This window comes from Rhodobacteraceae bacterium M382 (assembly GCA_025141015.1).
In the GTDB taxonomy this organism is placed as follows: domain Bacteria; phylum Pseudomonadota; class Alphaproteobacteria; order Rhodobacterales; family Rhodobacteraceae; genus Aliisedimentitalea; species Aliisedimentitalea scapharcae.
Map to the genome: position 1 here is coordinate 1235500 of CP081098.1, position 23886 is coordinate 1259385.

Here is a 23886-nt window from a genome sequence, read left to right on the forward strand (position 1 = left end):
GGGATGAAGGACGATCAGGCATCGGGTGCGTTGGCCCGCATGGGGCTGTGTTCGCAACACAGACGCGCGGCCATTGACGAGGTTCTTTCGCGTCTCGAACAGGACGGCATTGAAACCGTTCGGGTGCTTTTTGCCGATCAACACGGGATCTTGCGGGGCAAGACGCTGGTGGCAGGTGCCATGGCCAGCACATTCGCCAATGGCATGAAGGTGCCTTCGACACTGCTGCTCAAGGATACGTCGCACCGCACCGCCTTTCCAGTCTGGTCCGAGGATGCCGGTGTGGGCGGAGGCATGATGCAGGGGGCCAGTGATGTGTTGTTGGTACCGGATCCGGCAACATTTCGGACGCTTCCCTGGTCTTTGCATTCGGCCTGGGTGCTGTGTGATGTGGTGTATCCGGATGGTCGCCCTGTGCCCTTTGCCAGCCGTACGATCCTGTCCCGCGCTGTGGACCGGTTGGCGGATCAGGGGCTGGGGGCCACAATCGGGTTGGAGGTTGAATTTCACATCTTCCAGCGGGTGGATGATGCCTGTGATCATGCGTCTTCGACCATGCCTGGCGCGCCAGTGCAGACGCGCAATCTGACCCAAGGCTATCAGTTTCTGACCGATGCCCGCTATGGCGAGGCCGAGGCCATCCTGGACGATCTGCGACGTGCGGCCCAAGGGATTGGGCTGGCGGTGCGATCTGTCGAGATCGAGATGGGCCCCAGCCAGTTTGAGTTCACCTTTGAGCCTTCGGACCCGATAACCCAGGCGGATGCCATGGTGATGTTCCGCAGCCTGGTCAAACAGGTCTGTGCCTCACAGGGGCTGCATGCCAGCTTTATGCCCAAACCCAAGCTGGAGAATTCCGCCGCCAACGGCTGGCACGTGCATCAATCGTTGCGGGATCTTGCGTCGGGGCGCAATCTGTTCATGCCCGAATCCGGAGATGAGCTGAGCGTTCATGCAAGCGCCTGGATCTCCGGGTTGCTGGCCCATGCCCAGCAGGCTTCGGTGCTGATCGCTCCCACGGTGAACAGCTACAAGCGCTATCAACCCTTTCAGCTGGCCCCCAATCGGGTGCAATGGGGGCGGGACAACCGGGGCACCATGCTGCGGGCATTGATGGATGCCGGGAACCCGGCCAGCCGGATCGAAAACCGTGCACCCGACAGTGCCGTCAATCCCCATCTGGCGATTGCAGCGCAATTGATTGCCGGGCTGGATGGGGTGACCAAGGGATGGGTCGCCCCCGCACCGACGGTGACACCATATGACGATGGGGCCGACCGGCTGCCTACCAGTTTGGGTGCCGCGATTGCCGCATTCGACCAGTCCGAGCTGTTCCGCACGACCCTGGGTGATCACTGTGTCGATTATCTGGTGCAATTGAAACGGTTCGAATGGGACCGCTATCTGGCCACGGTCAGCGAGTGGGAGCAGGCAGAGTATTTCAACCTTCTTTGACCGGCGCTTCGGGCCTGTGCAAAGCGCTGTGCGACGATTGCATTTGCTCTTGTGAGGTTGAGAACGTGACACTACCGTATGCCTGTGCATACGGGGGGGTGGCGGCTCCTGAAATTTACCATATGCCCCGGAACTTTATCATTTGCAGGTCTGGCCTGCACGAGACAAAAGACCCCACGCCTCCCGGTTCTTTGCGGGACGGCGCAGGAAACAGGAAGGATCTCCTAATCATGAAATACACCGAAGAACACGAATGGCTGCTGCCCGAAGGCGATCTGATGGTAGTGGGCATTTCGGCCCATGCGGCAGAGCAGCTGGGCGATGTGGTATTCATCGAATTGCCAGAGGCGGGAACCGAAGTAACCAAAGACGAAGAAATCGTGGTGATCGAAAGCGTCAAGGCGGCCTCTGATATTCTGGCACCTCTGGATGGTGAAATCGTCGAAGTGAACGAGGCATTGATTGATAGCCCGGGCAAGGTCAATGAAGACCCAACCGGGGACGCGTGGTTTTTCAAGATGAAGGTTTCGGATATGTCGCCGATGGATGATTACATGGACGAAGCGGCCTATAACGATTTCATCGCCTGAACCGCAGCGATTTCAGGAATACGGAGACGGGCCCTGCGGGGCCCGTCGCTGTTTTGAGTTTTCCGTCTCTCTGCAAGAGACGAAAAACCGTGGGCGCGTGGGGTGACATTTGCGCTTCCACTGTGCGGAATAACGTTCCGTCACGCGGGTAGACAGCCCGGACCGGGATGCGCCATCGTGCAGACAGCACAGGCGAGCGCGGGTTCGCAGTTTTGGTTGGAGGCATTGCGGTCACATGGATATGAATTTTGGGATGCGCGCGGAAAATCGCGCTTTGTTGGATCGCGTGGCCGTCATGGTGCGGGATGAAATCATGCCGCTGGAAGAAGAATATCAAGCGGAAATCGCCAAGGGCGACCGCTGGCAGTACACTGCCCGCCAGACTGAGATCCTGGAAGGATTGAAGGCGAAGGCCAAGGCTGAAGGGTTGTGGAACTTCTGGTTGACGGACAGTGACCGCGGCTTTGGGTTGAGCACTGTGGAATATGCCTATTTCGCCGAGGAAATGGGGAAGACGCCCTTGGGTGCTGAAGTGTTCAACTGTTCAGCGCCCGACACCGGCAATATGGAAGTGTTCGAGAGATACAGCAGTGACGGGCTGAAAAAACAGTGGCTGGAGCCATTGCTGGACGGGCAGATCAGGTCGGCCTATCTGATGACGGAACCGGATGTGGCCAGTTCCGACGCAACCAATATTTCGATGTCCTGTGTGCGCGATGGTGATCACTATGTGCTGAATGGCGAAAAATGGTGGGCGTCGGGCGCTGGGGATCCGCGCTGCAAGGTGTATATCGTCATGGTCAAGACCGGCGGCGACGATTTGCCAGTGCACAAACGCCAGTCGATGATTGTTGTGGCAGCCGACAGCCCCGGCATCGAGACGCTGCGGCCAATGGAAGTCTATGGCCATGACGATGCACCTCACGGTCACATGCACATGCGGTTTACGAATGTGCGGGTGCCAGCGGAGAACATCCTCTTGGGCGAAGGACGGGGTTTTGAGATTGCACAGGGACGTTTGGGGCCCGGCCGCATCCACCATTGCATGCGCGCCATCGGACAGGCCGAGTCAGCGTTGGAGCGGCTGTGTCGCCGATCGCTGCAGCGCGAGGCCTTTGGCAAGAAGCTGGCCCATCTTGGCGCGAATTACGACATCATCGCCGAATGCCGGATGGAAATCGAAATGGCCCGTCTGCTGTGTCTCAAAGCGGCCTGGTATATGGATCAGGGCGATGCGCGTGCGGCGGCCCCCTGGATCAGTCAGATCAAGGTCGTGGCACCCCGGGTTGCATTGAAAGTGATTGATGAGGCGGTGCAGATGCATGGCGGGCAGGGCATATCCCAGGACACGCCGCTGGGCATTGCCTGGACACATGTGCGCACCTTGCGGCTGGCCGATGGGCCGGATGCGGTGCATCGCCGTCAAGTGGCCCGCGGTGAATTGAGAAAATACACCCAGGAAAAAGTCTGACATGGGCATTTTTGTTCCCGAAATGTTCTGATCTATGTTAAGGGTCCTCTGAGTAGATCAGGAGGCCCTTATGCGTACGCAAACCGAAAAATTCGATCGTTTCAAAGCCCTGCATTTCGCCGACACGGCCTTTGTCATGCCCAACCCGTGGGATGCGGGGTCGGCGCGGATATTGGATGCTCTGGGGTTCGATGCTCTGGCCACCACCAGCGCGGGGTATGCATTCTCTACAGGCAAGCGAGATTCCTTTGCCGGGTTGGGACGCGACGAAATCCTGATAAATGCCGCTGGGATCGTTGCGGCCACTGATCTGCCGGTATCGGCTGATCTGGAGGATGGGTTTGGCGCATCTCCACAGGCCTGTGCAGACACGATAGCACTGGCCTGTGATATCGGGCTGGTAGGGGGATCAATCGAGGATGCCACGGGCGATGAAACGGCCCCGATTTATGGGTTGTCCGAGGCCACAGACCGGGTTGCTGCGGCAGTAGAGGCGGCGAAAGGACGCCCGTTCCTGCTAACCGCGCGGGCCGAAAATTTTTTGTGGGGGCGTCCCGACTTGGACGATACGATCCGACGGCTTCAGGCGTTTTGTGACGTCGGCGCGGATGTGCTTTATGCTCCCGGTCTGCCGGATCTGGATGCGATCCGGACCGTTTGCAACGCTGTGGACAAGCCGGTGAATGTCGTGATGGGGTTGCAAGGGCCAACCTATAGCGTGGAGGAGCTGTCCAAGGTCGGTGTCAAGCGGATCAGCGTTGGCGGCTCCATGGCGCGGGCCGCATTGGGCGCGCTGCGCCGCGCCGCGCTGGAAGTGCGTGAGACAGGGACATTCTCTTATGCTGCCGACGGATACCCGGGTGCAGAACTGGCGCAACTGATGGAGCAGGGCAAAGCCCCGGACCGCCAGTAGATCATCAATCCATTGCTTCGATGATGGCGATGTCGGCGTCACATGCCCCGGCGCGTTGGGACCGCGCGGCCCTGTATTCGGCCGAGTCATAACATGCACGGGCCTGATCAATGCTGTCGAATTCGATGATCACCCGGCGGTGCCAGTCCCGCCCTTCCAGCGCCACCGCCGCGCCACGGGCCAGAAACCGCGCTCCGAATTTGGCAAAGGCCTCGGGCGCGATGGCCTGGTATCCGGCGTAGGCGTCTGGGTCGGTGACCGAGACATTGGCGATCCAATAGGCTTTGGGCATTGTTCAGCTTTCTTTCGGGGCGTTGGCCAGCAGGCGTTCAGCCACGGCGGTGGCGTCGTCCAGGTGGTTGTTGACGGCGGTCTGCGCAGCATCCGCGTCACCCGACAGGATCGCATCACAGATCGCCCGCATGTGCGCCGGACCGGGTTGGCTGCGGTCCTGTGTGGATAGGGTCATCATTCGCAACCGGCTGATCCGCCCATTCAGACGTTGGACGATTTCCCAAGCCACATTGTGACCGGCACCGTCAAAGATTACCGCATAAAACCCGGCTGTGGCCCGGAACAACGCGCCGGGGGTTTGTTCGTCAAATCCGGCTTTGAGCTGGTCCAGCGCCTGTTCCAATCGCCTGCCCAGTTCCGGCGTCATCCGTTTGGCACAGGTGCGCGCGGCGGCGGTCTCCAACATGCGTCGGATGTCATAGATCTGGCGGGCGTCGTCCCAACTCATCCTGGCGACGATCGGGCCGCGACCGGGCAGGATTTCGACCAGCCCTTCGGCTTCGAGGTACCGGATGGTTTCGCGGATCACCGTGCGACTGACCCCCAATTGATCACACAGGGGGCGTTCCACCAGCCGATCACCGGGCTTGAAATGGCCATCAATGATCGCCTCGCGCATCCGGTCCTGCACGATGTCGCGCAGGGTGGCGGGGGGGTGTTCGATCTTGGTCAGGGGCGGGTTTGACATAGGAACGGGATAGCAGCGGGGTCAGGGTGGGACAAGTTGATATTGACATATGGTATGATGGTATACCATCTTACGTCAACAGAATCACGTTTCTCAAAAAGGTGCCGAAATGCCCGCCGAAATCCGCAAGACGCTGCTCCATGTCGAAGAAACCCTGATCGAAGGGGGCAAGGCCGCGCCAGTGCCGTTGAAGATGATTGCAGCGGTGGCGGTGATCCGGAACCCTTGGGCGGGGCAGGGGTTTGTTGACGACCTAAAACCGGCGATCCACGATTGTGCGCCCGGTTTGGGCGAGTTGTTGACCGGTATGGTCATTGAGGCCGCCGGGGGCGGCGACAAGGTCGAAGGTTACGGCAAGTCCGCCATCGTCGGAGTGAATGGCGAGGTTGAACATGGCTCGGCCCTGATCCACACTCTGCGGTTTGGCAATTTCTATCGCGAGGCGGTGGGTGCAAAATCTTATCTGTCGTTCACCAACACACGTGGCCCGGCCAACGCGCCACTGCACATCCCGCTGATGGACAAAAATGACGGGGGGCGACGCAGCCATTACCTGACCATTCAACTGTCAGTCGCTGATGCGCCGGGTCCGGATGAAATCGTGGTGGCGCTGGGCGCATCGATTGGCGGACGCCCGCATCACCGCATCGGAGACCGCTATCAGGATCTCAAGGATCTGGGCCATGACGTCGACAATCCTGCAGCTGTCTGAACCCTTTGGTCGGGTCGCCTATCGGGTGGCCGGGCAGGGCGCGCCGGTCGTGCTGATCCACGGGGTCGGCATGCAATCGGCGGCCTGGGGGCCACAGATGGACGCCCTGTCGGCAACCCATCGGGTGATTGCGCTGGACATGCCGGGGCATGGGGGCAGTGACCCTGTGGCCGCAGACGCGGATCTGCCCGTCTTTGTGGCCTGGCTGGATGCGGTCTTGACCGCCCTGGGTCTTGGGCCTGTCAATCTGGCTGGTCATTCCATGGGCGCGATGATCGCGGGTGGCTATGCAGCGTGTCACCCTGACAAGGTCGCGCGGGTGGCGTTGCTGAACGGGGTTTTCTGCCGGTCGACCGAGGCGCGACAGGCCGTCGTCGCGCGCGCCGAGGATATTCGCAAAGGTCGGTTTGACTTGCAAACTCCGCTCAAACGCTGGTTTGGCGACAGTCCGATCGAGCAAGCCGCCCTGGACAAGGTGGCAGGGTGGTTGTCGTCCGTCGATATTGACGGATATGCCACTGCATATGCAGCCTTTGCCGCTGGTGACAGCACCTATGCCGACCGGTTTTCTTCCATTGCCTGCCCGCTGTTGGCGCTGACCGGGGATGGGGATCCGAATTCGACACCCGCGATGGCCCACGCCATGGCCGAGGCCGCGCAAAACGGGCGGGCGGTTGTTTTGGCCGGACATCGGCATATGGTCAATCTGACGGACCCTGATGCCGTGACGGATGCCCTGCGGGAGTGGCTGGAAACGCCCGCGACCGGAAAGGACGCAGCATGACCGACAAAGAAGCCTGTTTCGATCCCCGCGCTTTGCGCAATGCCTATGGTGCCTTCATGACCGGAGTTACCGTGGTGACGACCCGCGACGGTGACGGCAATCCGTTGGGGTTTACGGCCAATTCGTTCTCTTCGGTTTCGCTGGACCCGCCATTGGTGTCGATCTGTTTGGCAAACACGTCGCGTAACTATGCGGCTTTTTCCACGGCGAATGGGTTTGCCGTCAACATCCTGTCCGAGGGGCAAAAGGAAGTCTCCAACACCTTTGCCCGCCCGGTTGACGATCGTTTTGCCGCAGTCGACTGGCAGTTTGGTCCGCAGGGGTCACCAGTGTTTGATGGCGTGTCGGCCTGGTTTGACTGTTCGATGTTCAAAACGGTCGAAGCCGGGGACCATCTGATCCTGATCGGTCAGGTTCAGGCGTTCGAAACATCGACTGCGCCGGGGCTGGGATACGCCCAAGGGGCTTATGTGACACCGGCGGCTGAGGCCAAAGCGGTGAACAACAAGGCCGATCTGCTGATTTCGGCCCTGATCGAACGCGACGGTAAAATCCTGTTGACCGACAATGGACATGGGCGTCTGACCTTGCCCGAAATGCCCGTGGGCAAGGCCGGGGCCACCGCCACATTGAAACAGCTGATCGACGGGATCGGCATCACGGCCCAGCCCGGGTTCATCTATTCCGTTTACGAAGACGAAGCGCGCGAACACCAACATATCTCGTTTCTATGCCAGGCCGCCGAGGGTTCGCCCTCGCGCGGGGTTTTTACCGACCTGACCGAAACCACGCTGATGGACATTGCTGACCCGGCCATGTGCACCATGCTGGAACGGTTTGCCCGGGAAAGCCGCATGGGCAATTTCGGGGTATATTATGGCAACCAGATCCGCGGCGAGGTCCGCCCGATCGTCTCTGACAAGTGAGCAAGACCAATGAAGTTTTCCCTGTTCGCGCATATGGAGCGCATATCTCCGGAAGATGACCAGAAGCGTCTGTATGACGAATTCGTCGAATTGTGCAAAATCGCTGATGCAGGCGGGATGCATGCGGTTTGGACCGGGGAACATCATGGGATGAACTTCACCATCTCTCCCAATCCATTCCTGAATCTGGTGGATCTGGCCAACAAAACCCAAAACGTCCGCTTGGGGACTGGCACTGTGATTGCGCCATTCTGGCACCCGATCCGTCTGGCCGGCGAGGCGGCGCTGACCGATATCATCACCCAAGGCCGCCTGGACCTGGGCATTGCGCGGGGCGCCTACAGCTTTGAATACGAACGCATGATGCCAGGCATGGATGCCTGGGAAGCAGGCCAGCGCATGCGCGAGCTGATCCCGGCCGTTCAAAACCTGTGGAAGGGGGATTATGCACAGGAGGGTGAATTCCACAGTTTCCCGAAAACCACGTCATCGCCCAAACCGGTGCAAGCGGATGGCCCGCCGATCTGGGTCGCGGCGCGTGACCCCAACAGCCATGATTTTGCCGTGGCCAATGGCTGCAACGTCCAGGTGACGCCGCTGTGGAAAGGGGACGGTGAAATCGCCGAGCTGATTGAGAAGTTCAACGATGCCTGCGCCAAACACCCGAATGTGAAACGGCCCAAGATCATGTTGCTGCAACATACCTATGTGGCCGACAGCCCCGAGGATGTTGAGTTGGGCGCGGTCGAGCTTAACCGGTTTTACAACTATTTTGGTGCCTGGTTCATGAACAAGCGCGAGATCTCGCAGGGTTTGATTGATCCGCTGTCGGACGAGGACATCGCCGCACATCCATTCTATTCCCCCGAGGCGATGAAACGCGATTTGGTGATTGGCGAAGCGGGCACGGTGATCGACCGGCTCAAAGGGTACGAAGCGTTGGGCTATGATGAATATTCGTTCTGGATCGACAGCTCGATGAGCTTTGAGCGCAAAAAAGCTTCGTTGGAACGCTTTATCAGCGATGTGATGCCAGCCTTTGACTAAGGACAGATGATGCAACAGTTTCAGCAGTATATCGGCGGTGTGTTCTCGGCGGGGATCTTTCAGTTTCCCAGCATTGATCCGGCTGACGGCCAGACCTGGGCCATGATGCCCGAGGCGGGTGTGGAAGGGGTGAATGCCGCTGTCGAGGCCGCGCAGAATGCGTTTGTCTCGCCCGAATGGGCGGGAATGACGGCGTCTGCGCGGGGCAAACTGTTATTGCGACTGGCCGATTTAGTGGCTGAAAATGCGCTGCGGTTGGCTGAGCTGGAAACCCGCGACACAGGCAAGATCATCCGTGAAACCCGCGCCCAGATCGCCTATGTCGCGGAGTATTACCGCTATTACGCAGGGCTCGCCGACAAGATCGAAGGCGCGCATCTGCCGATCGACAAACCGGACATGGAGGTCTGGTTGCGCCGGGAGCCTTTGGGGGTGGTCGCGGCGATCGTTCCGTGGAATTCACAGCTGTTTCTATCAGCGGTCAAGATTGGTCCTGCGCTGGCCGCGGGTTGTACTGTGGTGCTCAAGGCGTCCGAGGATGGCCCGGCCCCGATGCTGGAGTTTGCCCGCATCTTTGATCAGGCCGGATTTCCAGCGGGTGTGTTGAACATTATCACAGGGGGCCCCGAAGTGGGTGCTGCCCTGTCGAGCCACCCAAAGGTCGCCCATGTGGCATTCACCGGTGGGCCGTCGACAGCGCGCCACATCGTGCGCAATTCGGCGGAGAACCTGGCTTCCACCTCGCTGGAGCTGGGCGGAAAATCCCCGTTTATCGTGTTCGAGGATGCCGATTTGGACAGCGCTGTGAATGCGCAGGTGTCGGGGATTTTTGCCGCCACTGGCCAAAGTTGTGTCGCCGGCTCGCGGCTGGTTGTCCAGAATTCGATCAAGGACGAATTCCTCGCGCGTTTGTGCGAAAAGGCGCAAAAGGTGGTCATTGGGGCCCCTGATGATATGGCAACCGAGGTCGGGCCGCTGTGTACCGCGCGACAGCGGGACAACGCAGTCGCGTTGATCGCGCAATCGGTGGAGCAGGGTGCCCGTCTGGTCACGGGCGGGGCCGCGATTGACGGACCGGGGTTTTATTTTCCGCCTACCATTCTGGATTGTGCTGACGCGCCGGATGCGGCCTGTATCACCAATGAATTCTTTGGTCCGGTACTGTCGGTTCTGGGCTTCGAGGACGAAACCGAAGCGTTGGAAATTGCCAATACCACCGAATTCGGCCTGGCCTCGGGGGTGTTTACCCGCGATCTGACCCGCGCGCATCGGATGATCCGGGGCATTCAGGCCGGGATTGTCTGGGTCAACACCTATCGCGCGGTCAGCCCGATCGCGCCCTTTGGCGGTCACGGCCTGTCCGGTCACGGACGCGAAGGCGGGCTGCAGGCGGCGCTGGATTACACCAAGATGAAGGCGGTGTGGCTGCGCACCAGCGACGATCCGATCCCGGACCCTTTTGTGATGCGCTGAGCCATCACATCAGACGCTGCCGGCCTGTTCAATGACCAACACCCGCGCGACCCCGCGCGGGTGCGCCATATGTGCGTCCCCGTCCCGCGCGTGAAAGATATCGCCTACGTTCAACTGCACAATCTGCTCCTGCCCGTTCTGGCGGGTGTGCATGTCTACCTGGCCGTCCAGAACGACAAAAACCTCGGGCCCGTCATTGATGTGCCAGATATATGGCGCATCGGTCCAATGCAGCCGAATGCTGGCATCATTAATCCGTTCAATATCACAAGCGCCCCAGGCGACATTGGCGGAAAACTCGGTTGGAACAATTTTTCGCATTGGATTATCCTGCTGCTGATCTGTCTGCGCAACCTATCAGGAATTTCTGCTGCCCCCAGATTGCGAACCGACGGAACAGGCCTGCGAAACGGGGGAAATGGTGTATGCAACCTGATCGGACAGACAAACGCATTCTCGCCGTGCTGGAACGCGACGCCCGCACCAGCGCCGCAGCCATCGGTCGGGCCATCGGGCTGTCCCGCACGGCGGTTCAGGACCGAATTTCCCGGATGGAAACTGCCGGTCTTTTGCTGGGATACAGACCTGTCATAGCTCCGGACACGGTGACCGGAATTCGGGTGGTGATATTTGTTCAGATTGCAGAACGCCCGTGTGATCCGGCGTTGGATTGGCTGTCATCCCTGGTGGGGGTGACAGATGTGTTTTCGATTTCCGGGGAAATTGACGCCATTGTGCATGCCATACTGGCCTCTCCCGAGGAGCTGACGCGGTTGAACGACCGGATCGGTGCCAACCCGATGATTGGGGCGGCGCAGTCTCAGATGGTGTTGCAAAGCCGCTAGGGGCCAGTGATCAGGCGAAGGGATCTGACGGATAGCCGACCCGCGCCAGATACAGCCCATGTCCCGGACACACCGGTCCGCAGGCAGCGCGATCCCGGGCCTTGAGCGCTGTTTTGACATCACTCGGAGCCCAGGCTCCGGCCCCAACCCGTTCCAGCGTTCCTACGAAACTGCGCACCTGGTTGTGCAGGAACGACCGGGCGCGAACATGAAACCGGACTTCGGGTCCAGAAAACCCCTGCACGCGTTCAACCGACAGTTCGTCCAATGTCTTGAGCGGGCTGGCCGCCTGACAGATTGATGAGCGGAACGTGGTGAAATCATGTTTGCCAATCAGGTGGTTGGCACCCTCCTGCATGGCATCAACATCCAGATCATGGCCCAATTGCCAGACCTGCCCCCGGTCATGGGTGGCGGGCGCACGACGGATCAGAATGCGGAATAGGTATTGCCGTTCAATGGCAGAAAACCGGGCGTGCCAATCATCGTCAACGCGGACACAGGCCACGATGGCAACCGGGGCGGGCTTCAGATGATAGTTCAGCGCCTCGGACAGGCGGAACGGGTCCCAGTCCTTGGTCATGTCGCAATGGGCCACCTGGCCCAACCCATGTACGCCTGTATCGGTGCGCCCTGCGGCAGCAATCGTATGGTCGCGCGGTTCCAGACGGGCCAGGGCAGCTTCTATGGCACCCTGCACCGACGGCTGGTCCTTTTGGCGCTGCCATCCGGCAAAAGGCGCCCCCTGATATTCTACTTTCATCGCGTAACGTGGCATGATTGGGCCTTAGCCTGCGCGGACGTGCCGGGCAACCCCGAAGGCAGATCGCAAGGGCGCGCCGCCCCCCTTTGCGTTGTGCTAGGACTGGTAACTGGGGCCGGTGCGCCCTATCTTGGGCGCATTGGATTTTGGACGGGACACGACATTGGTCATCACATCGCTTGCCGACAACGTCATGCGCGGGGTGGAAACGCTGGGCGATACCGTATCCGAGACCTTTTTCGAACCGACCATCCGATTGGGTGTGACCGGATTGGCGCGCTCGGGCAAGACCGTGTTCATTACTTCGCTGGTGGCCAACCTTTTGAAGCGGGGGCGGATGCAGCAGCTGATAGCCGCGCGTCAGGGTCGGATCGAAGCTGCCTTTCTGCAACCTCAGCCGGATGTCACAGTGCCCCGGTTCGATTATGAAACACATCTGGGGGCGTTGACGTCACACACGCCGCAATGGCCAGACAGCACAAGGGCCATTTCGGAACTGCGTCTCAGCCTGAGGGTGCAGCCCTCTGGGCTGTTGTCGGGATTGCAAGGCCCGCGCACCATCCATCTGGATATCATTGATTACCCGGGTGAATGGCTGCTGGATTTGGGGCTGCTAGAGCGCAGCTATGACGCGTGGTCCACAGATGTCCTGACCCGGATCGACAAACGCGACTGTGCGCAGGATTATATCGGGCTGGCCCGCCAGATCGACCCGAGCGCCGAACATGAGGAGCCAACAGCACAAACGCTTGCCCGCCAGTTCACCCAGTATCTGACACAGGCGCGACAGGAAGGCTTTTATGACTGCACCCCTGGTCGGTTTCTGTTGCCTGGCGATCTGGCGGGATCTCCGGCGCTGACATTTGCGCCGTTGCCGGTCACCACGGGGTCTGTCCGAAAGTCGCTGCACCGCGAGATGGAACGCCGCTTCGAAGCTTATAAATCCCGTGTGGTAAAGCCCTTTTTTCGCGATCATTTTGCCCGGATTGATCGCCAGATCGTTTTGGTCGACGCGTTGGGTGCCATCCACTCCGGCCCGCAGGCCGTCGAAGACATGCGTCGGGCCATGGCCGATATACTGGGTGCGTTTCGCCCGGGGCGAAATGCCTTTCTCACCCGGCTCGTGCGCGGCAAACGGGTCGAGAAGATCCTGTTCGCAGCCACCAAGGCAGACCATCTGCACCACAGTCAGCATCCACAGCTGACGGCCATTATCGAAGCCCTGACCCAGGAGGCCCGCGAACGGGCGCGATTTGCCGGGGCGGCCACGTCGGCTATGGCACTTGCCGCTCTGCGTGCCACGACCGAAGAAATGCGCCCCCACAACGGTCACGATCTGGGCTGTGTGCGGGGAACGCTGTTGGACAGTGGAAAACAGGCGGCCTTTTACCCCGGCGCTTTGCCCGATGATCCCACACATCTGCTGGGACCGGCGCGCGAAGGCGCCCAAGGCTGGCTTGACAATGACTTTCAGGCGATGCGGTTTGCTCCCGCCAGATTGACGCTGAAACCGGGTGACGGGCCGCCGCATATTCGGTTGGACCGAGCCGCCGAGTTCCTGATCGGAGACCGGTTATGAGCCTGCATATCCGCGCAGCCTTTCCCACGGATGCGGGGGAGACCGGAGATATCCTGTACCGGTTCCAGGAATCCACGGCCTGGATGCCAAAACTGTATACATCGGCGGAGATCATTGCCTTTTGTGGTGCCATGATTGACCGCGGGTGGGTCACAGTGGCCGAAGACGACGGGCAGGTGATCGGATTTCTGGCTCGGGACGGCGAAGAAATTTGTGGCCTCTATACCTTGCGCGATGGACGGCGCAAGGGTGTGGGAAAGCTATTGCTGGATCATGCCAAGACGCAGAGCAAACGCCTGACGCTGCGGGCGTTTCAGGCCAACATCGGGGCACAGCGGTTTTATCGGCGCGAAGGGTTTGTGGTCACGGGGCAAAGCGACGGGAGCGCCAATGACGAAGGCCTGCCGGATCTTGCCTTTGTTTGGCCCGCGCCGATGGTTTTGGCACCGGAGATCCGGTTGGACGCCCGTTCGAAGCCCAAGGCCGAGGCCGACACCAGAACCAGGGAGAAAAAGCCGTGAGCAAGGGGCCTGTTCTGTTCGATTTGGACGAGAGCGACGACACGCCGGAGGTGGATGTGGCAGCGGCTCCTCCCGTGCCTGACTTGAACCTGTCCGGGCGGCCTGATCGTGCGGGCGCAACAACCGTGGCGATGCAGATGGCCGGCACCAGACCATCGCGGCTGGCACGTTGGTTCTGGGGACTTCTGGTTTCGATCATCCTGGCCGCCGTCGGGGTTGCGGCCTGGGATTTCGCTGTCGGCCTGTTGGACCGCTGGCCGGTTCTGGGATGGGCCGTGGCAGGGGCGATCGGGGTTCTTTTGGGTCTGGCCGTGGCCATTTCTGTGCGCGAATTGGCGGCGCTGGCACGTCTGCGTCGGGTGGAGACGTTACGAACCCTGGCTGATGCTGCCGTGGGAGATGTCGCGGCTGCCCGGGCTTTTGGCACCCGTTTGTCGGCGTTCTATCAGGGGCGGAGTGATCAGGATTGGGGGCGGGCACGGTGGCGGGAACATGCGGATCAGGTGTTGGACGCCGACGCCTTGCTGGACCTGGCGGAAACCGAGCTTTTGGCACCATTGGACCGTGCAGCTCTGATCGAGATCGAACGTGCCGCCCGACAGGTGGCCACGGTCACCGCCTTGGTGCCTTTGGCTTTGGCGGATGTTGTGGCTGTGCTGTTGAATGCCTTGCGGATGACCCGCGCGATTGCTCAGATCTATGGTGGGCGGTCAGGCCTGTTTGGCTCTTGGCGTCTGCTGCGCGCAGTTCTGGCGCATCTGGCGGCAACCGGCGCAGTGGCGATAGGCGATGACCTGCTTGAATCGGTGCTGGGCGGGTCCGTTCTGGCCAAGCTGTCGCGCCGGTTCGGCGAAGGTGTAGTCAACGGAGCCCTGACCGCGCGCGTTGGCATTGCAGCGATGGAAGTTTGCCGTCCGATGCCGTTTTCCAAACCGCACCGGCCCAAAGTCAAATCGGTGATCAAACGGGCGTTGGTGGGGCTGTTCGATCGCAGCCCATCCTGATCAGAACAGGGTGGGAGGGGCGTCTTTGGGTTGGCGCATGGACACCACCCCCATGCGAAACCCTTCGCCGATCCGGCGCGCCAACGCATCCCAACGGACCGCGATTTCGGCAGGCAGCTCGGCGTTTAACACCTCACAGAACAGGTCCAGCCACATCGGAAAATGACTGGCCTGAATCTCGGGGGTGGACACATGAACCCGCATCGGATTGCCGTTATAGCTGCCTTCGCGCAGGATCGCATTGCGCCAGAACCCGGCGATCTTGGCCTCGTGGCTGGGCCAATCGCCGATATGGGCCGCAAAGACGGGACCCAGGGTCGGATGTGTTCGGATGCGGGCGTAAAATACGCCCACCACCCGTTCGATCTCATCACCAGTGATGTCGAATTTTCGCAATGGATTGGGCGGCGTGTCAGTGGCGGGATGTGTCATGACGCGGTCCTGTTTTGTGTCCTGATGACATAAGCCTCGCAGGGGCGGTTGAAAAGCCGCTTTGACCTGACGCAAGGCCGCAGGTTCGGCGTTGGCGCAGGATAACGGCACCGCCAGCCGCCCTCCAGGAGCCAGCCATGCCCGAACACAGCCATGATCCCCAGTCGATCGCCGCCCGTATCGGATCACCACCCGGTCGGGGCGTGTTGCGCGACCTGGTCTATGGCGGGATCGACGGGTCGGTCACCACCTTTGCCATTGTGGCAGGGGTGGCGGGGGCCGGGTTGTCCCCGTTCATAATCGTGGCCTTGGGGTTGGCGAATGTTTTGGCCGACGGTTTTTCCATGGCAGCAGGCAATTACTCTGGCACCAAGGCCGAACTGGACAATATCCGCCGCCTGCGCCAGGTGGAAGACCGCCACATAACCCGCTATCCCGAAGGTGAACGCCAGGAAGTCCGCGAAATCCTGACGCGCAAGGGGCTGACCGGGGACGTGTTGGAAGACGCGACGCGTGCAATCACCGCCGACCGGGATCGCTGGATCGACCTGATGATGGAAGGCGAATATGGGATGGGGGGTGTCGACCCGCACCCGTTGCGGGCGGCTTTGGCGACCTTCGCAGCCTTTCTGGTGGCCGGGATGATCCCGCTTTTGCCGTTTCTTCTGGGGCTACCAGGGGCATTTGCCCTGTCGGCCTGGATGACAGGGGCAGTGTTCTTTGCCATTGGTGCGATGAAGAGCGTCTGGTCATTGGCACCCTGGTGGCGATCCGGTCTGGAAACACTGGCAATTGGCGGCGCGGCAGCGGCGATGGCCTATGGGGTTGGTACCCTGTTTCACGGATAGATCCGGGCTGGACGCCCGGCTATTTCCGCCTAGTGTTAGGCGCGTTACAGCAGTCAGGAAGCGGCGAGATGCAGCAACGGGTATTGGTGCTCGGATCCTATGGGTTCATCGGTGCGGCTGTGGTGCGTGCCTTGCGGGGTGCAGGATGCATCGTGACCGGGTTGGGGCGCGCGCCGCGTCGGGTGGATCCGGGTTATACGGTCCTGACAGGTGATTTAAGCCGGATGTTGGAGCCGGCGGATTGGCAGCCGGTTCTGAAGGACATCGACCTGGTGGTCAATTGCGCCGGTGCCCTCCAGGATCAGCGTCCCGGAGAGTTGGAGGCCGTGCATCACCTGGCCATTGCCGCGCTGGCCAAAGCTGCGGGCGCACGCGCTATTGAGATCGTTCAGATCTCGGCTGTGGGAGCCTCCCGGCACGCCAGCACAGAATTCATGCGCTCCAAGGCGCGCGGGGACGCGGCGCTAAGGGCTTCTGACGCGCGTGTCTGGGTGTTGCGCCCGGGGCTGGTTTTGGGTCCAACGGCTTTTGGGGGAACGCTGTTGTTGCGGACGCTGGCAGCGGTGCCGGTGGTGCAACCCATTGCGATGGCGGATGCCCGGATACAATCCGTTGCGTTGGACGATGTCGCGCGGGCGGTTGTCGAGGCCGCCACCGGATCCTTGCCACCCGGGCAATATGATCTGGTCGAAGAGGCGGCGCAGCCATTGAACGTGGTGGTTCGCGAAACCCGAAGGTGGTTGGGATTTGCCCCAGCGCGCTGGACCTTGAACATGCCGGGCTGGATCACGATTGGTATCAGCACAGCCGCCGATCTGTTGGGGCGGTTGGGGTGGCGCTCGCCTTTGCGCAGTACGGCAATCCATGTGCTCCGGGATGGCGTCTTGGGGGACCCGGGGCCCTATCTGGCGGTAACCGGTCGCCCCATGACTGCGTTGGCGGCGACCTATTCGGGGTTTGATGCGCACCGCGAAGACCGTTTGGCGGCGCGGATGGCTGTCTTGATGCCCGTCGCCGTGACAATGCTGAGCTTGTTTTGGTTGGTCTCCGGGGTGATCGGCCTGTGGCAGATCGAACGGGCTGCCGAAACATTGGTTCAGGTTGGCTGGCCCGGCTGGGTGGCAAGGGTGAGTGTCGCAGGTTGGGCGGTGGTGGACATGATGCTGGGGCTGGCCATTCTGTATCGGCCCTGGGCTGGGCTGGCTTGTCTGGGGATGGCGGCGGTGTCGGTTTTCTATCTGGTCAGCAGCGCGGTTTTGACGCCCGCCCTGTGGTCGGATCCACTGGGCCCGATGGTCAAGGTGGGGCCGGGTCTCATTCTGGCGCTGATCACCCATCAATTGCTGGAGGACCGTTGAATGGACCCAGAGCTGATCCTGCGGTGGTTGCATGTTATCGGGGCCTGTGTGCTGCTGGGCACTGGTGCGGGCATCGCGTTCTTTATGCTGATGGCCCATCGCAGTCGCGATCCGCATGTCATCGCCCATACCGCAGGTGTCGTGGTGCTGGCGGATCTGCTGTTCACGACAACGGCGGTGATCGCGCAACCGGTGACCGGCATTTTGTTGGCCTGGCAGTTGGGTTGGAGCCTGGGTGAGGCGTGGATCACGCTGTCACTGGGTCTTTATGTGGTGACGGGGGTGTTCTGGCTGCCGGTGATCTGGATTCAGATCCGTCTGCGCAATCTGGCGCGTCACGCCCTGGCCACGGGTACCGATCTGACGCCGCGCTATGATCGGCTGTTTGCCATCTGGTTTGCCTGCGGGTTTCCTGCTTTTGCCGCGGTGATGGCCATTGTTTGGCTGATGCTGGCGCGCCCGGATATTGGCTGGCCGATCTAAGGGGGCAATGACACGTCCGAACTGTCGCAACCGCGCCCTCTGGACGCTGCCTGGAACTGCGCCTATAACGCGGACCAAGATGTTAGGCATGGCCATCATTATTCGAATTATATCCCCGGCTCTCTGATCATACGAGACGCCGGGCAAAGGTGTTTGAGACCTCGCACCGACCGAACCCAATTCCCACCGACACGATCATCCAAAGGACGCCACACATGTGCGCCGACACGCCTGAAACGCCCGAATACAAATCTACGCTGAACCTGCCTAAAACCGATTTTCCAATGCGCGCAGGTCTGCCCAAGCGCGAACCCGCATGGCTGGACCGGTGGGAACAGATTGGCGTCTATGACCGCTTGCGCGAAAAAACGGACCGCACACCGTTTATCCTGCATGATGGCCCTCCCTATGCCAACGGCAACCTGCACATCGGTCACGCGCTGAACAAGACGATCAAGGACATGATCGTACGTTCGCATCAGATGATGGGATTTGACGCGCGTTACGTGCCGGGTTGGGACTGCCACGGTTTGCCGATCGAATGGAAGATCGAAGAGCAATACCGCAACAAAGGCAAGGACAAGGACGAAGTTCCGGTCATCGACTTCCGTCAGGAATGCCGCAAGTTTGCCGAAGGATGGGTCGACATCCAGCGCGAGGAATTCAAACGTTTGGGGATCACCGGCAATTGGGTCAATCCCTATCTGACGATGGATTACCACGCCGAGGCGGTGATCGCTGGCGAATTCCAGAAGTTCCTGATGAACGGCACTCTGTATCAGGGGTCAAAACCCGTGATGTGGTCGCCAGTGGAAAAAACCGCATTGGCCGAGGCCGAGATCGAATATCACGATCACAAAAGCCACACCATCTGGGTCAAATTCCCGATCGCTCAGGCGATTGGGCCGACCGGCGCAGACGTGGGCCTGCAAGGTGTCGATGTCGTGATCTGGACCACCACCGCCTGGACCATCCCATCGAACCGCGCCATCGCGTTTAACCCGGCGCTGTCTTATGGCCTGTACAAGGTCACGGCAGCCCCCGATGGCAATTGGGCGAAAAAGGGCGATCATTACCTGCTGGCTGACAATCTGGCCGCAGATGTGATGAAATCCGCCAAGGTCGACGAATTTGTGCGCAAACGCGATATTCCGGCGGAACAGCTGGACCTGATTTCCTGTGCGCACCCGTTCAAAGGGGTCGATGGGGGCGAAGGGGAGTGGGACTATAAGGTTCCGATGCTGCCCGGCGATCACGTCACCGACGAGGCAGGGACCGGATTCGTGCACACTGCGCCCAGCCATGGTGCAGATGACTATGTTCTGGGGGTCAAACATGGCCTGCAGATGACTTATAACGTGATCGAAGATGGGTCATTCCGTGCCGACCTGCCGCTGTTCGGTGGCGAAGTCATCATCACGCCCAAGGGCAAGGAAGGCGGAGCTAACACCGCAATCATCAACAAGCTGGCCGAAATCAGCGCCCTGATCGCCCGCGGACGGGTGACGCATTCCTATCCGCATTCCTGGCGTTCCAAAGCGCCGGTGATTTTCCGCAATACGCCACAGTGGTTTGCTGCCGTGGACCGCGAGATCGCAGACGGCATGGACCAATATGGCGGTACCATCCGCCAGCGGGCGCTGACCTCGATCGACGAGCTGGTGAAATGGACGCCCCAGACCGGGCGCAACCGCCTGTTCTCGATGATCGAAGCGCGCCCGGATTGGGTGCTGTCGCGCCAACGCGCCTGGGGCGTGCCGCTGACCTGCTTTGTCAAGAAGGACACGCTGCCGACGGCACCGGACTTTCTGTTGCGCGACGAGGCCGTGAACGCCCGTGTGATTGAAGCTTTTGAGGCCGAAGGCGCTGATGCGTGGTATGTCGAAGGCGCCAAGGAACGGTTCCTGGGCTCCGACTACAATGCGGAGGAGTGGGAGCAGGTCTTTGACGTGCTGGATGTATGGTTCGATTCCGGATCGACCCATGCGTTTGTGTTGCGTGACCGCGAAGACGGTGCCCCCGATGGCATCGCTGATGTCTATATGGAAGGCACCGACCAGCACCGGGGATGGTTCCATTCGTCGCTGTTGCAGGCCTGTGGCACCAAGGGGCGTGCGCCCTATCGCAATGTGGTGACCCACGGGTTTACGCTGGATGCCAAGGGCAACAAGATGTCCAAATCGCTGGGCAATACCATCGTGCCGGAAAAGATCGTCCAGCAGTATGGTGCGGACATCCTGCGTCTGTGGGTGGCCCAGACGGACTATACCGCGGACCAACGGATCGGGCCGGAGATCCTGAAAGGGGTGGCGGACAGCTATCGCCGCCTGCGCAATACGATGCGGTTCATGCTGGGCGCGCTGTCCGATTTTACCGAAGCCGATCGGATCGAAGACCCGGCTGATATGCCGCCGCTGGAACGCTGGGTGATGAGCCGCATGGCGGAATTGGACGAGGTCGTGCGCAAAGGTTACGCCGAATTCGACTTCCAGGGCGTATTCAGCGCGGTGTTCAACTTTGCCACTGTGGATCTGTCGTCCTTCTATTTCGATATCCGCAAGGACGTTCTGTATTGCGATGGCGACAGCACCCGTCGCCGTGCCGCGCGCACGGTGCTGGATCTGTTGTTCCACCGTCTGACCACCTGGTTGGCACCGGTTCTGGTGTTCACCATGGAAGAGGTCTGGCTGGAACGCTTCCCGGGCGCGCAAAGTTCGGTGCATCTGGTCGACTTCCCTGAAACTCCGGCCAGCTGGCGCAATTCACAGAACGAGGAAAATGTGGCTCGGGTGCGTCGTGTGCGCCGTGTGGTGACGTCGGCTCTGGAAATCCAGCGGCGTGACAAGGTGATTGGCTCCAGCCTGGAGGCGGCACCTATGGTCCATGTGGAAGACGCCGAAACCCGCCGTTTGATGGCATTGGTGGATATGGATGATGTTTGCATCACCTCAGGCCTGACGGTCAGCGCGGATCCGGCACCGGATGAAGCGTTTCGCATGCCGGATATCACCGGGGTCGCGGTTGTGTTCGAAAAGGCCGAGGGCGAAAAGTGTCAGCGATGCTGGAAGATCCTGCCCGATGTGGGGCAGCACGCACATGTGGGTGTCTGTGGCCGGTGCAATGACGCGTTGAACTGAGCGTTCCAGAGCGTCTGTCGCCCGATCTGTGAAGCTCTCGATGGGTGAAACAGATCGCACTTGTTTCCGCAACACGGGCCGGGACCCCCATCGAGGGGGTCCCGGCCCGTGTTCTTTGATCCCGAAGGATCAAAGAACCGCTCTTGTCCGATTGCACAACATGCGACAGGGTAGGGGAATGCCTATAGCGTCCTTAGATACCCCCATCGGCCCGCTGAGCGTTGAAGAACGCGACGGAGAAATCATACGGGTTGGCTGGTCGTGGGAAGGTGCCGACAGCACATCGGTTCTGAACAAGGCCCTTGCGCAGTTGCGGGCCTATTTTGCCGGTACGCTTGAGCAGTTTGATTTGCCCTTGCAGGTGCAGGGGTCCGATTTTCAGCGGGCAGTTTGTGATGCGATGCTGGCGATCCCGTTTGGTGACACCCGTACCTATGGCGAGATCGCCAAAGAGCTGGGCGCGCCGCCGCAGCCTGTGGGCAATGCCTGTGGCGCAAATCCGATCCCGGTGATCATCCCGTGCCATCGGGTTCTGGCGGCCAACAGCCTGGGTGGGTTTTCCGGCATGGGCGGGGTCGAAACCAAGGTGGCCTTGCTGCGCCACGAAAAGGCGGCGGGATTGCTGATCTGAGCGTCGAGCGCCCCGGCCCTGTGGCCAAATTGCCGTTTTGACCAAGATGTCCGGACATTTGATCCAGAACAAGGCGGCTTGACGTGCAAACGTCTGAAATCGCACTATTCCACATCCAAGCACGCAGATTGAACGGGAGAACCGCCCATGACTTCGGACCGGGTCGCGCTGAAACAGGCCATCCAAGACAGGATTATGTCATTGGAAGAGGCCGAATTGGCCTCTGCCATCGCGCATTACGAGGCGTTCCTGAAGGACTCCCTGTTGGATGACCGCGAAGGTCATGACAAGGACGATTTGGTCGGTGCCCGCGAGAATGCCGATCTGGCCGCTGCCTTTGACCATCCGGTCCAGGCGCATCATGCCAAGATCGACGTGCTGGAAAATCTGGATTTTTCGATGACCGACAGCGTGCGCCCCGGTGCGGTTGTCCGGTTCAATGGTCGCAGTTTTGTTGTTGCGGTATCGACGACGCGTTTCGAAGTCGACGGTCAAACCTATATGGGCATTTCTCAGCAAAGCCCGATCTACAAAGCCATGGCCGGGTTGGAAGCCGGTGATACCTTTGTGTTCAACGGCAAAGACGTCGAGATCGAAGACGTTTTTTGAGAGCCCGTTCGCGGCAGATGGAAACGGTTCTGTCTGGGTATGCCAAGGATGCAGCAACGCTGATCTCGGCCTATGAAACGCTGTCGTCGCGGCAATTGTATGAACCTGTTGAGACCTGGCTGCCCGATCGGCCTGCGACGGTACTGGATCTGGGGGCAGGCACTGGGCGGGATGCTGCTTGGTTGTGTCAGCAGGGGCACCAGGTCTGGGCGGTCGAACCTGTGTCGGCCTTTCGCCAGGCGGGGCAGATTCTGCACAGCGCTCAGCGGATCACCTGGGTCGACGATCAATTGCCAAGCTTGAGTCGTACATTGTGTTTGGGACAACGGTTTGATCTGATTGTCGCCAATGCGGTTCTTCACCATCTCCGCCCCATGGATCGCAACGCCGCCATGCAGGTGGCCTATGATCTGATGGCACCCAAGGGGCGTTTGATCTGTTCGCTGCGTCACGGGCCAACGCCTAGTGCCCGTCCGGGATATCCTGTTTCAACACCGGATTTGGTCTGCCATGCCACGACATGTGGTCTGAAGCTGTGCGCTCATCAGGCAAACCTCGAATCGCATCAGCCCAACAATCGAATGTCCGGTGTCAGTTGGGATTGGCTGGTGTTTGTTCGGGAATGATCTGTTGGGCGATGCCGGCGAACAACAGGTAGATCGATGTCACGACCAGCCCCCAATGGGCCCAGCTCTCGGGATGGAAATCCACCCAGGCAGCCCAGCCGGCAAAGAAAGTCCAGGCCAGAGCCATTGGTAATGTTATCTTTCGCCAGCGTTCTGTGCGCACGGGATGGACGAATTTTAATGGCAGGAACATGGCGATGGCCACCAAGGCTACCAACACCAGGCTGACCCAGAAATTCGGCTCGAGCGCAAAAATCACCAGCACAACCATGTTCCAGCAGCCTGGAAATCCCAAAAATGAATTGTCCTTGGTCTTCATCCGGGTGTCGGCAAAATACATCGCGCTGGCAAAGGTGATGACGATAATCGCAAACCACCCGGTCCACCCGTCCATTAAACCGGACTTGAACAGGGCAAAGGCCGGAATGAACACATAGGTGAGATAGTCGATGATCAGGTCCAACAACACCCCGTCGAATTCGGGTGCGTATTTCTTGACATGGTAATGGCGGGCCAATGGACCGTCAAATCCGTCCACAACAAAGGCCACGACGAGCCACAGGAACATCAGGCTCCATTTTTCATCGACGGCTGCCAGCATGGCGAGCATGGCAAAAACAGCGCCGGTTGCAGTAAAAAGATGGACGGAGAGGGCACGCAATTCAGGGGTCATGTCCCCGTCATGGCCCATGCTGCG

26 protein-coding genes are annotated in these 23886 nt (G+C 60.1%); 20 read left to right on the plus strand and 6 right to left on the minus strand.

The window, feature by feature from the left end; translation table 11 throughout:
* The first annotated feature begins 3 nt into the window (after positions 1-3).
* The 4 genes from K3727_05580 to K3727_05595 all read left to right on the plus strand — a co-directional run bounded on the left by K3727_05580 (position 4) and on the right by K3727_05595 (position 4429).
* Entirely contained in the window at positions 4-1455 is a 1452-nt protein-coding gene (locus tag K3727_05580) for a glutamine synthetase family protein (protein UWQ92270.1), read from the plus strand.
* A gap of 230 nt (positions 1456-1685) precedes the next feature.
* Complete coding sequence (gene gcvH, locus K3727_05585; protein ID UWQ92271.1) at positions 1686-2045, plus strand: glycine cleavage system protein GcvH; 360 nt, start codon at positions 1686-1688, stop codon at positions 2043-2045.
* A 235-nt stretch (positions 2046-2280) separates the two neighbouring features.
* Positions 2281-3516 carry an acyl-CoA dehydrogenase family protein gene (locus K3727_05590; protein UWQ92272.1) on the plus strand — a complete coding sequence of 412 codons (1236 nt, stop codon included), beginning with the start codon at positions 2281-2283 and terminating at the stop codon, positions 3514-3516.
* 70 nt (positions 3517-3586) lie between these two features.
* Complete coding sequence (locus K3727_05595; GenBank protein UWQ92273.1) at positions 3587-4429, plus strand: isocitrate lyase/phosphoenolpyruvate mutase family protein; 843 nt, start codon at positions 3587-3589, stop codon at positions 4427-4429.
* 4 nt (positions 4430-4433) lie between these two features.
* Here the strand turns inward: K3727_05595 and K3727_05600 are convergent, their stop codons facing one another.
* Complete coding sequence (locus K3727_05600; GenBank protein ID UWQ92274.1) at positions 4434-4721, minus strand: DUF1330 domain-containing protein; 288 nt, start codon at positions 4719-4721, stop codon at positions 4434-4436.
* Positions 4722-4724: 3 nt separating this feature from the next.
* Complete coding sequence (locus K3727_05605) at positions 4725-5411, minus strand: GntR family transcriptional regulator (protein ID UWQ92275.1); 687 nt, start codon at positions 5409-5411, stop codon at positions 4725-4727.
* A gap of 109 nt (positions 5412-5520) precedes the next feature.
* On the opposite strand from K3727_05605, the gene K3727_05610 reads away from it, so the two are divergent.
* The 5 genes from K3727_05610 to K3727_05630 are packed head-to-tail and all read left to right on the plus strand — an operon-like array spanning position 5521 to position 10353.
* A complete protein-coding gene (locus K3727_05610; GenBank protein UWQ92276.1) occupies positions 5521-6123 on the plus strand; it encodes an amino acid synthesis family protein in 603 nt (200 codons plus the stop codon).
* Entirely contained in the window at positions 6095-6907 is an 813-nt protein-coding gene (locus tag K3727_05615; GenBank protein ID UWQ92277.1) for an alpha/beta hydrolase, read from the plus strand. The genes K3727_05610 and K3727_05615 overlap by 29 nt, the downstream gene beginning before the upstream one ends.
* On the plus strand, positions 6904-7833 hold the full coding sequence (locus K3727_05620) for a flavin reductase family protein (protein ID UWQ92278.1): 930 nt from the start codon (positions 6904-6906) through the stop codon (positions 7831-7833). The genes K3727_05615 and K3727_05620 overlap by 4 nt, the downstream gene beginning before the upstream one ends.
* 9 nt (positions 7834-7842) lie before the next feature.
* On the plus strand, positions 7843-8880 hold the full coding sequence (locus K3727_05625) for an LLM class flavin-dependent oxidoreductase (GenBank protein ID UWQ92279.1): 1038 nt from the start codon (positions 7843-7845) through the stop codon (positions 8878-8880).
* Positions 8881-8889: 9 nt separating this feature from the next.
* On the plus strand, positions 8890-10353 hold the full coding sequence (locus K3727_05630; protein UWQ93277.1) for an aldehyde dehydrogenase: 1464 nt from the start codon (positions 8890-8892) through the stop codon (positions 10351-10353).
* Between the two features lie 9 nt (positions 10354-10362).
* On the opposite strand, the gene K3727_05635 is transcribed toward K3727_05630, so the two are convergent.
* Positions 10363-10674, minus strand: a complete 312-nt coding sequence (locus K3727_05635) for a cupin (protein ID UWQ92280.1) — start codon at positions 10672-10674, stop codon at positions 10363-10365.
* A 104-nt stretch (positions 10675-10778) separates the two neighbouring features.
* Between K3727_05635 and K3727_05640 the strand changes: the two genes are divergently transcribed.
* Positions 10779-11198, plus strand: coding sequence for an Lrp/AsnC family transcriptional regulator (locus K3727_05640; GenBank protein UWQ92281.1), 420 nt, complete (start codon positions 10779-10781; stop codon positions 11196-11198).
* A 10-nt stretch (positions 11199-11208) separates the two neighbouring features.
* Here the strand turns inward: K3727_05640 and truA are convergent, their stop codons facing one another.
* Positions 11209-11976, minus strand: coding sequence for a tRNA pseudouridine(38-40) synthase TruA (gene truA / locus K3727_05645; GenBank protein UWQ92282.1), 768 nt, complete (start codon positions 11974-11976; stop codon positions 11209-11211).
* A 148-nt stretch (positions 11977-12124) separates the two neighbouring features.
* On the opposite strand from truA, the gene K3727_05650 reads away from it, so the two are divergent.
* From K3727_05650 to K3727_05660, 3 genes are read left to right on the plus strand one after another with little or no spacing between them, the layout of a single operon-like run.
* On the plus strand, positions 12125-13540 hold the full coding sequence (locus tag K3727_05650; protein UWQ93278.1) for a YcjX family protein: 1416 nt from the start codon (positions 12125-12127) through the stop codon (positions 13538-13540).
* Positions 13537-14061 carry a GNAT family N-acetyltransferase gene (locus K3727_05655; GenBank protein ID UWQ92283.1) on the plus strand — a complete coding sequence of 175 codons (525 nt, stop codon included), beginning with the start codon at positions 13537-13539 and terminating at the stop codon, positions 14059-14061. The genes K3727_05650 and K3727_05655 overlap by 4 nt, the downstream gene beginning before the upstream one ends.
* Positions 14058-15065, plus strand: coding sequence for a TIGR01620 family protein (locus K3727_05660; GenBank protein UWQ92284.1), 1008 nt, complete (start codon positions 14058-14060; stop codon positions 15063-15065). The genes K3727_05655 and K3727_05660 overlap by 4 nt, the downstream gene beginning before the upstream one ends.
* On the opposite strand, the gene K3727_05665 is transcribed toward K3727_05660, so the two are convergent.
* The gene (locus K3727_05665; protein ID UWQ92285.1) at positions 15066-15497 is read right to left on the minus strand and encodes a group III truncated hemoglobin; all 432 of its coding nucleotides are present in this window, start codon (positions 15495-15497) and stop codon (positions 15066-15068) included.
* A 137-nt stretch (positions 15498-15634) separates the two neighbouring features.
* Between K3727_05665 and K3727_05670 the strand changes: the two genes are divergently transcribed.
* The 7 genes from K3727_05670 to K3727_05700 all read left to right on the plus strand — a co-directional run bounded on the left by K3727_05670 (position 15635) and on the right by K3727_05700 (position 23189).
* Positions 15635-16345, plus strand: a complete 711-nt coding sequence (locus tag K3727_05670) for a VIT1/CCC1 transporter family protein (GenBank protein ID UWQ92286.1) — start codon at positions 15635-15637, stop codon at positions 16343-16345.
* Positions 16346-16413: 68 nt separating this feature from the next.
* A complete protein-coding gene (locus tag K3727_05675; GenBank protein ID UWQ92287.1) occupies positions 16414-17703 on the plus strand; it encodes an SDR family oxidoreductase in 1290 nt (429 codons plus the stop codon).
* Complete coding sequence (locus K3727_05680) at positions 17704-18186, plus strand: DUF2269 domain-containing protein (GenBank protein UWQ92288.1); 483 nt, start codon at positions 17704-17706, stop codon at positions 18184-18186.
* Between the two features lie 215 nt (positions 18187-18401).
* Entirely contained in the window at positions 18402-21323 is a 2922-nt protein-coding gene (gene ileS, locus K3727_05685; protein UWQ92289.1) for an isoleucine--tRNA ligase, read from the plus strand.
* A gap of 178 nt (positions 21324-21501) precedes the next feature.
* A complete protein-coding gene (locus tag K3727_05690; protein UWQ92290.1) occupies positions 21502-21954 on the plus strand; it encodes a methylated-DNA--[protein]-cysteine S-methyltransferase in 453 nt (150 codons plus the stop codon).
* A 147-nt stretch (positions 21955-22101) separates the two neighbouring features.
* Positions 22102-22563: a GreA/GreB family elongation factor gene (locus K3727_05695; GenBank protein ID UWQ92291.1), complete on the plus strand. Its 462-nt coding sequence runs from the start codon at positions 22102-22104 to the stop codon at positions 22561-22563.
* The gene (locus K3727_05700; GenBank protein ID UWQ92292.1) at positions 22560-23189 is read left to right on the plus strand and encodes a methyltransferase domain-containing protein; all 630 of its coding nucleotides are present in this window, start codon (positions 22560-22562) and stop codon (positions 23187-23189) included. Before K3727_05695 ends, K3727_05700 begins: the two co-directional genes overlap by 4 nt.
* On the opposite strand, the gene K3727_05705 is transcribed toward K3727_05700, so the two are convergent.
* Positions 23155-23862, minus strand: coding sequence for a CDP-alcohol phosphatidyltransferase family protein (locus tag K3727_05705; protein UWQ92293.1), 708 nt, complete (start codon positions 23860-23862; stop codon positions 23155-23157). The genes K3727_05700 and K3727_05705 overlap by 35 nt on opposite strands.
* Positions 23863-23886: the final 24 nt, after the last annotated feature.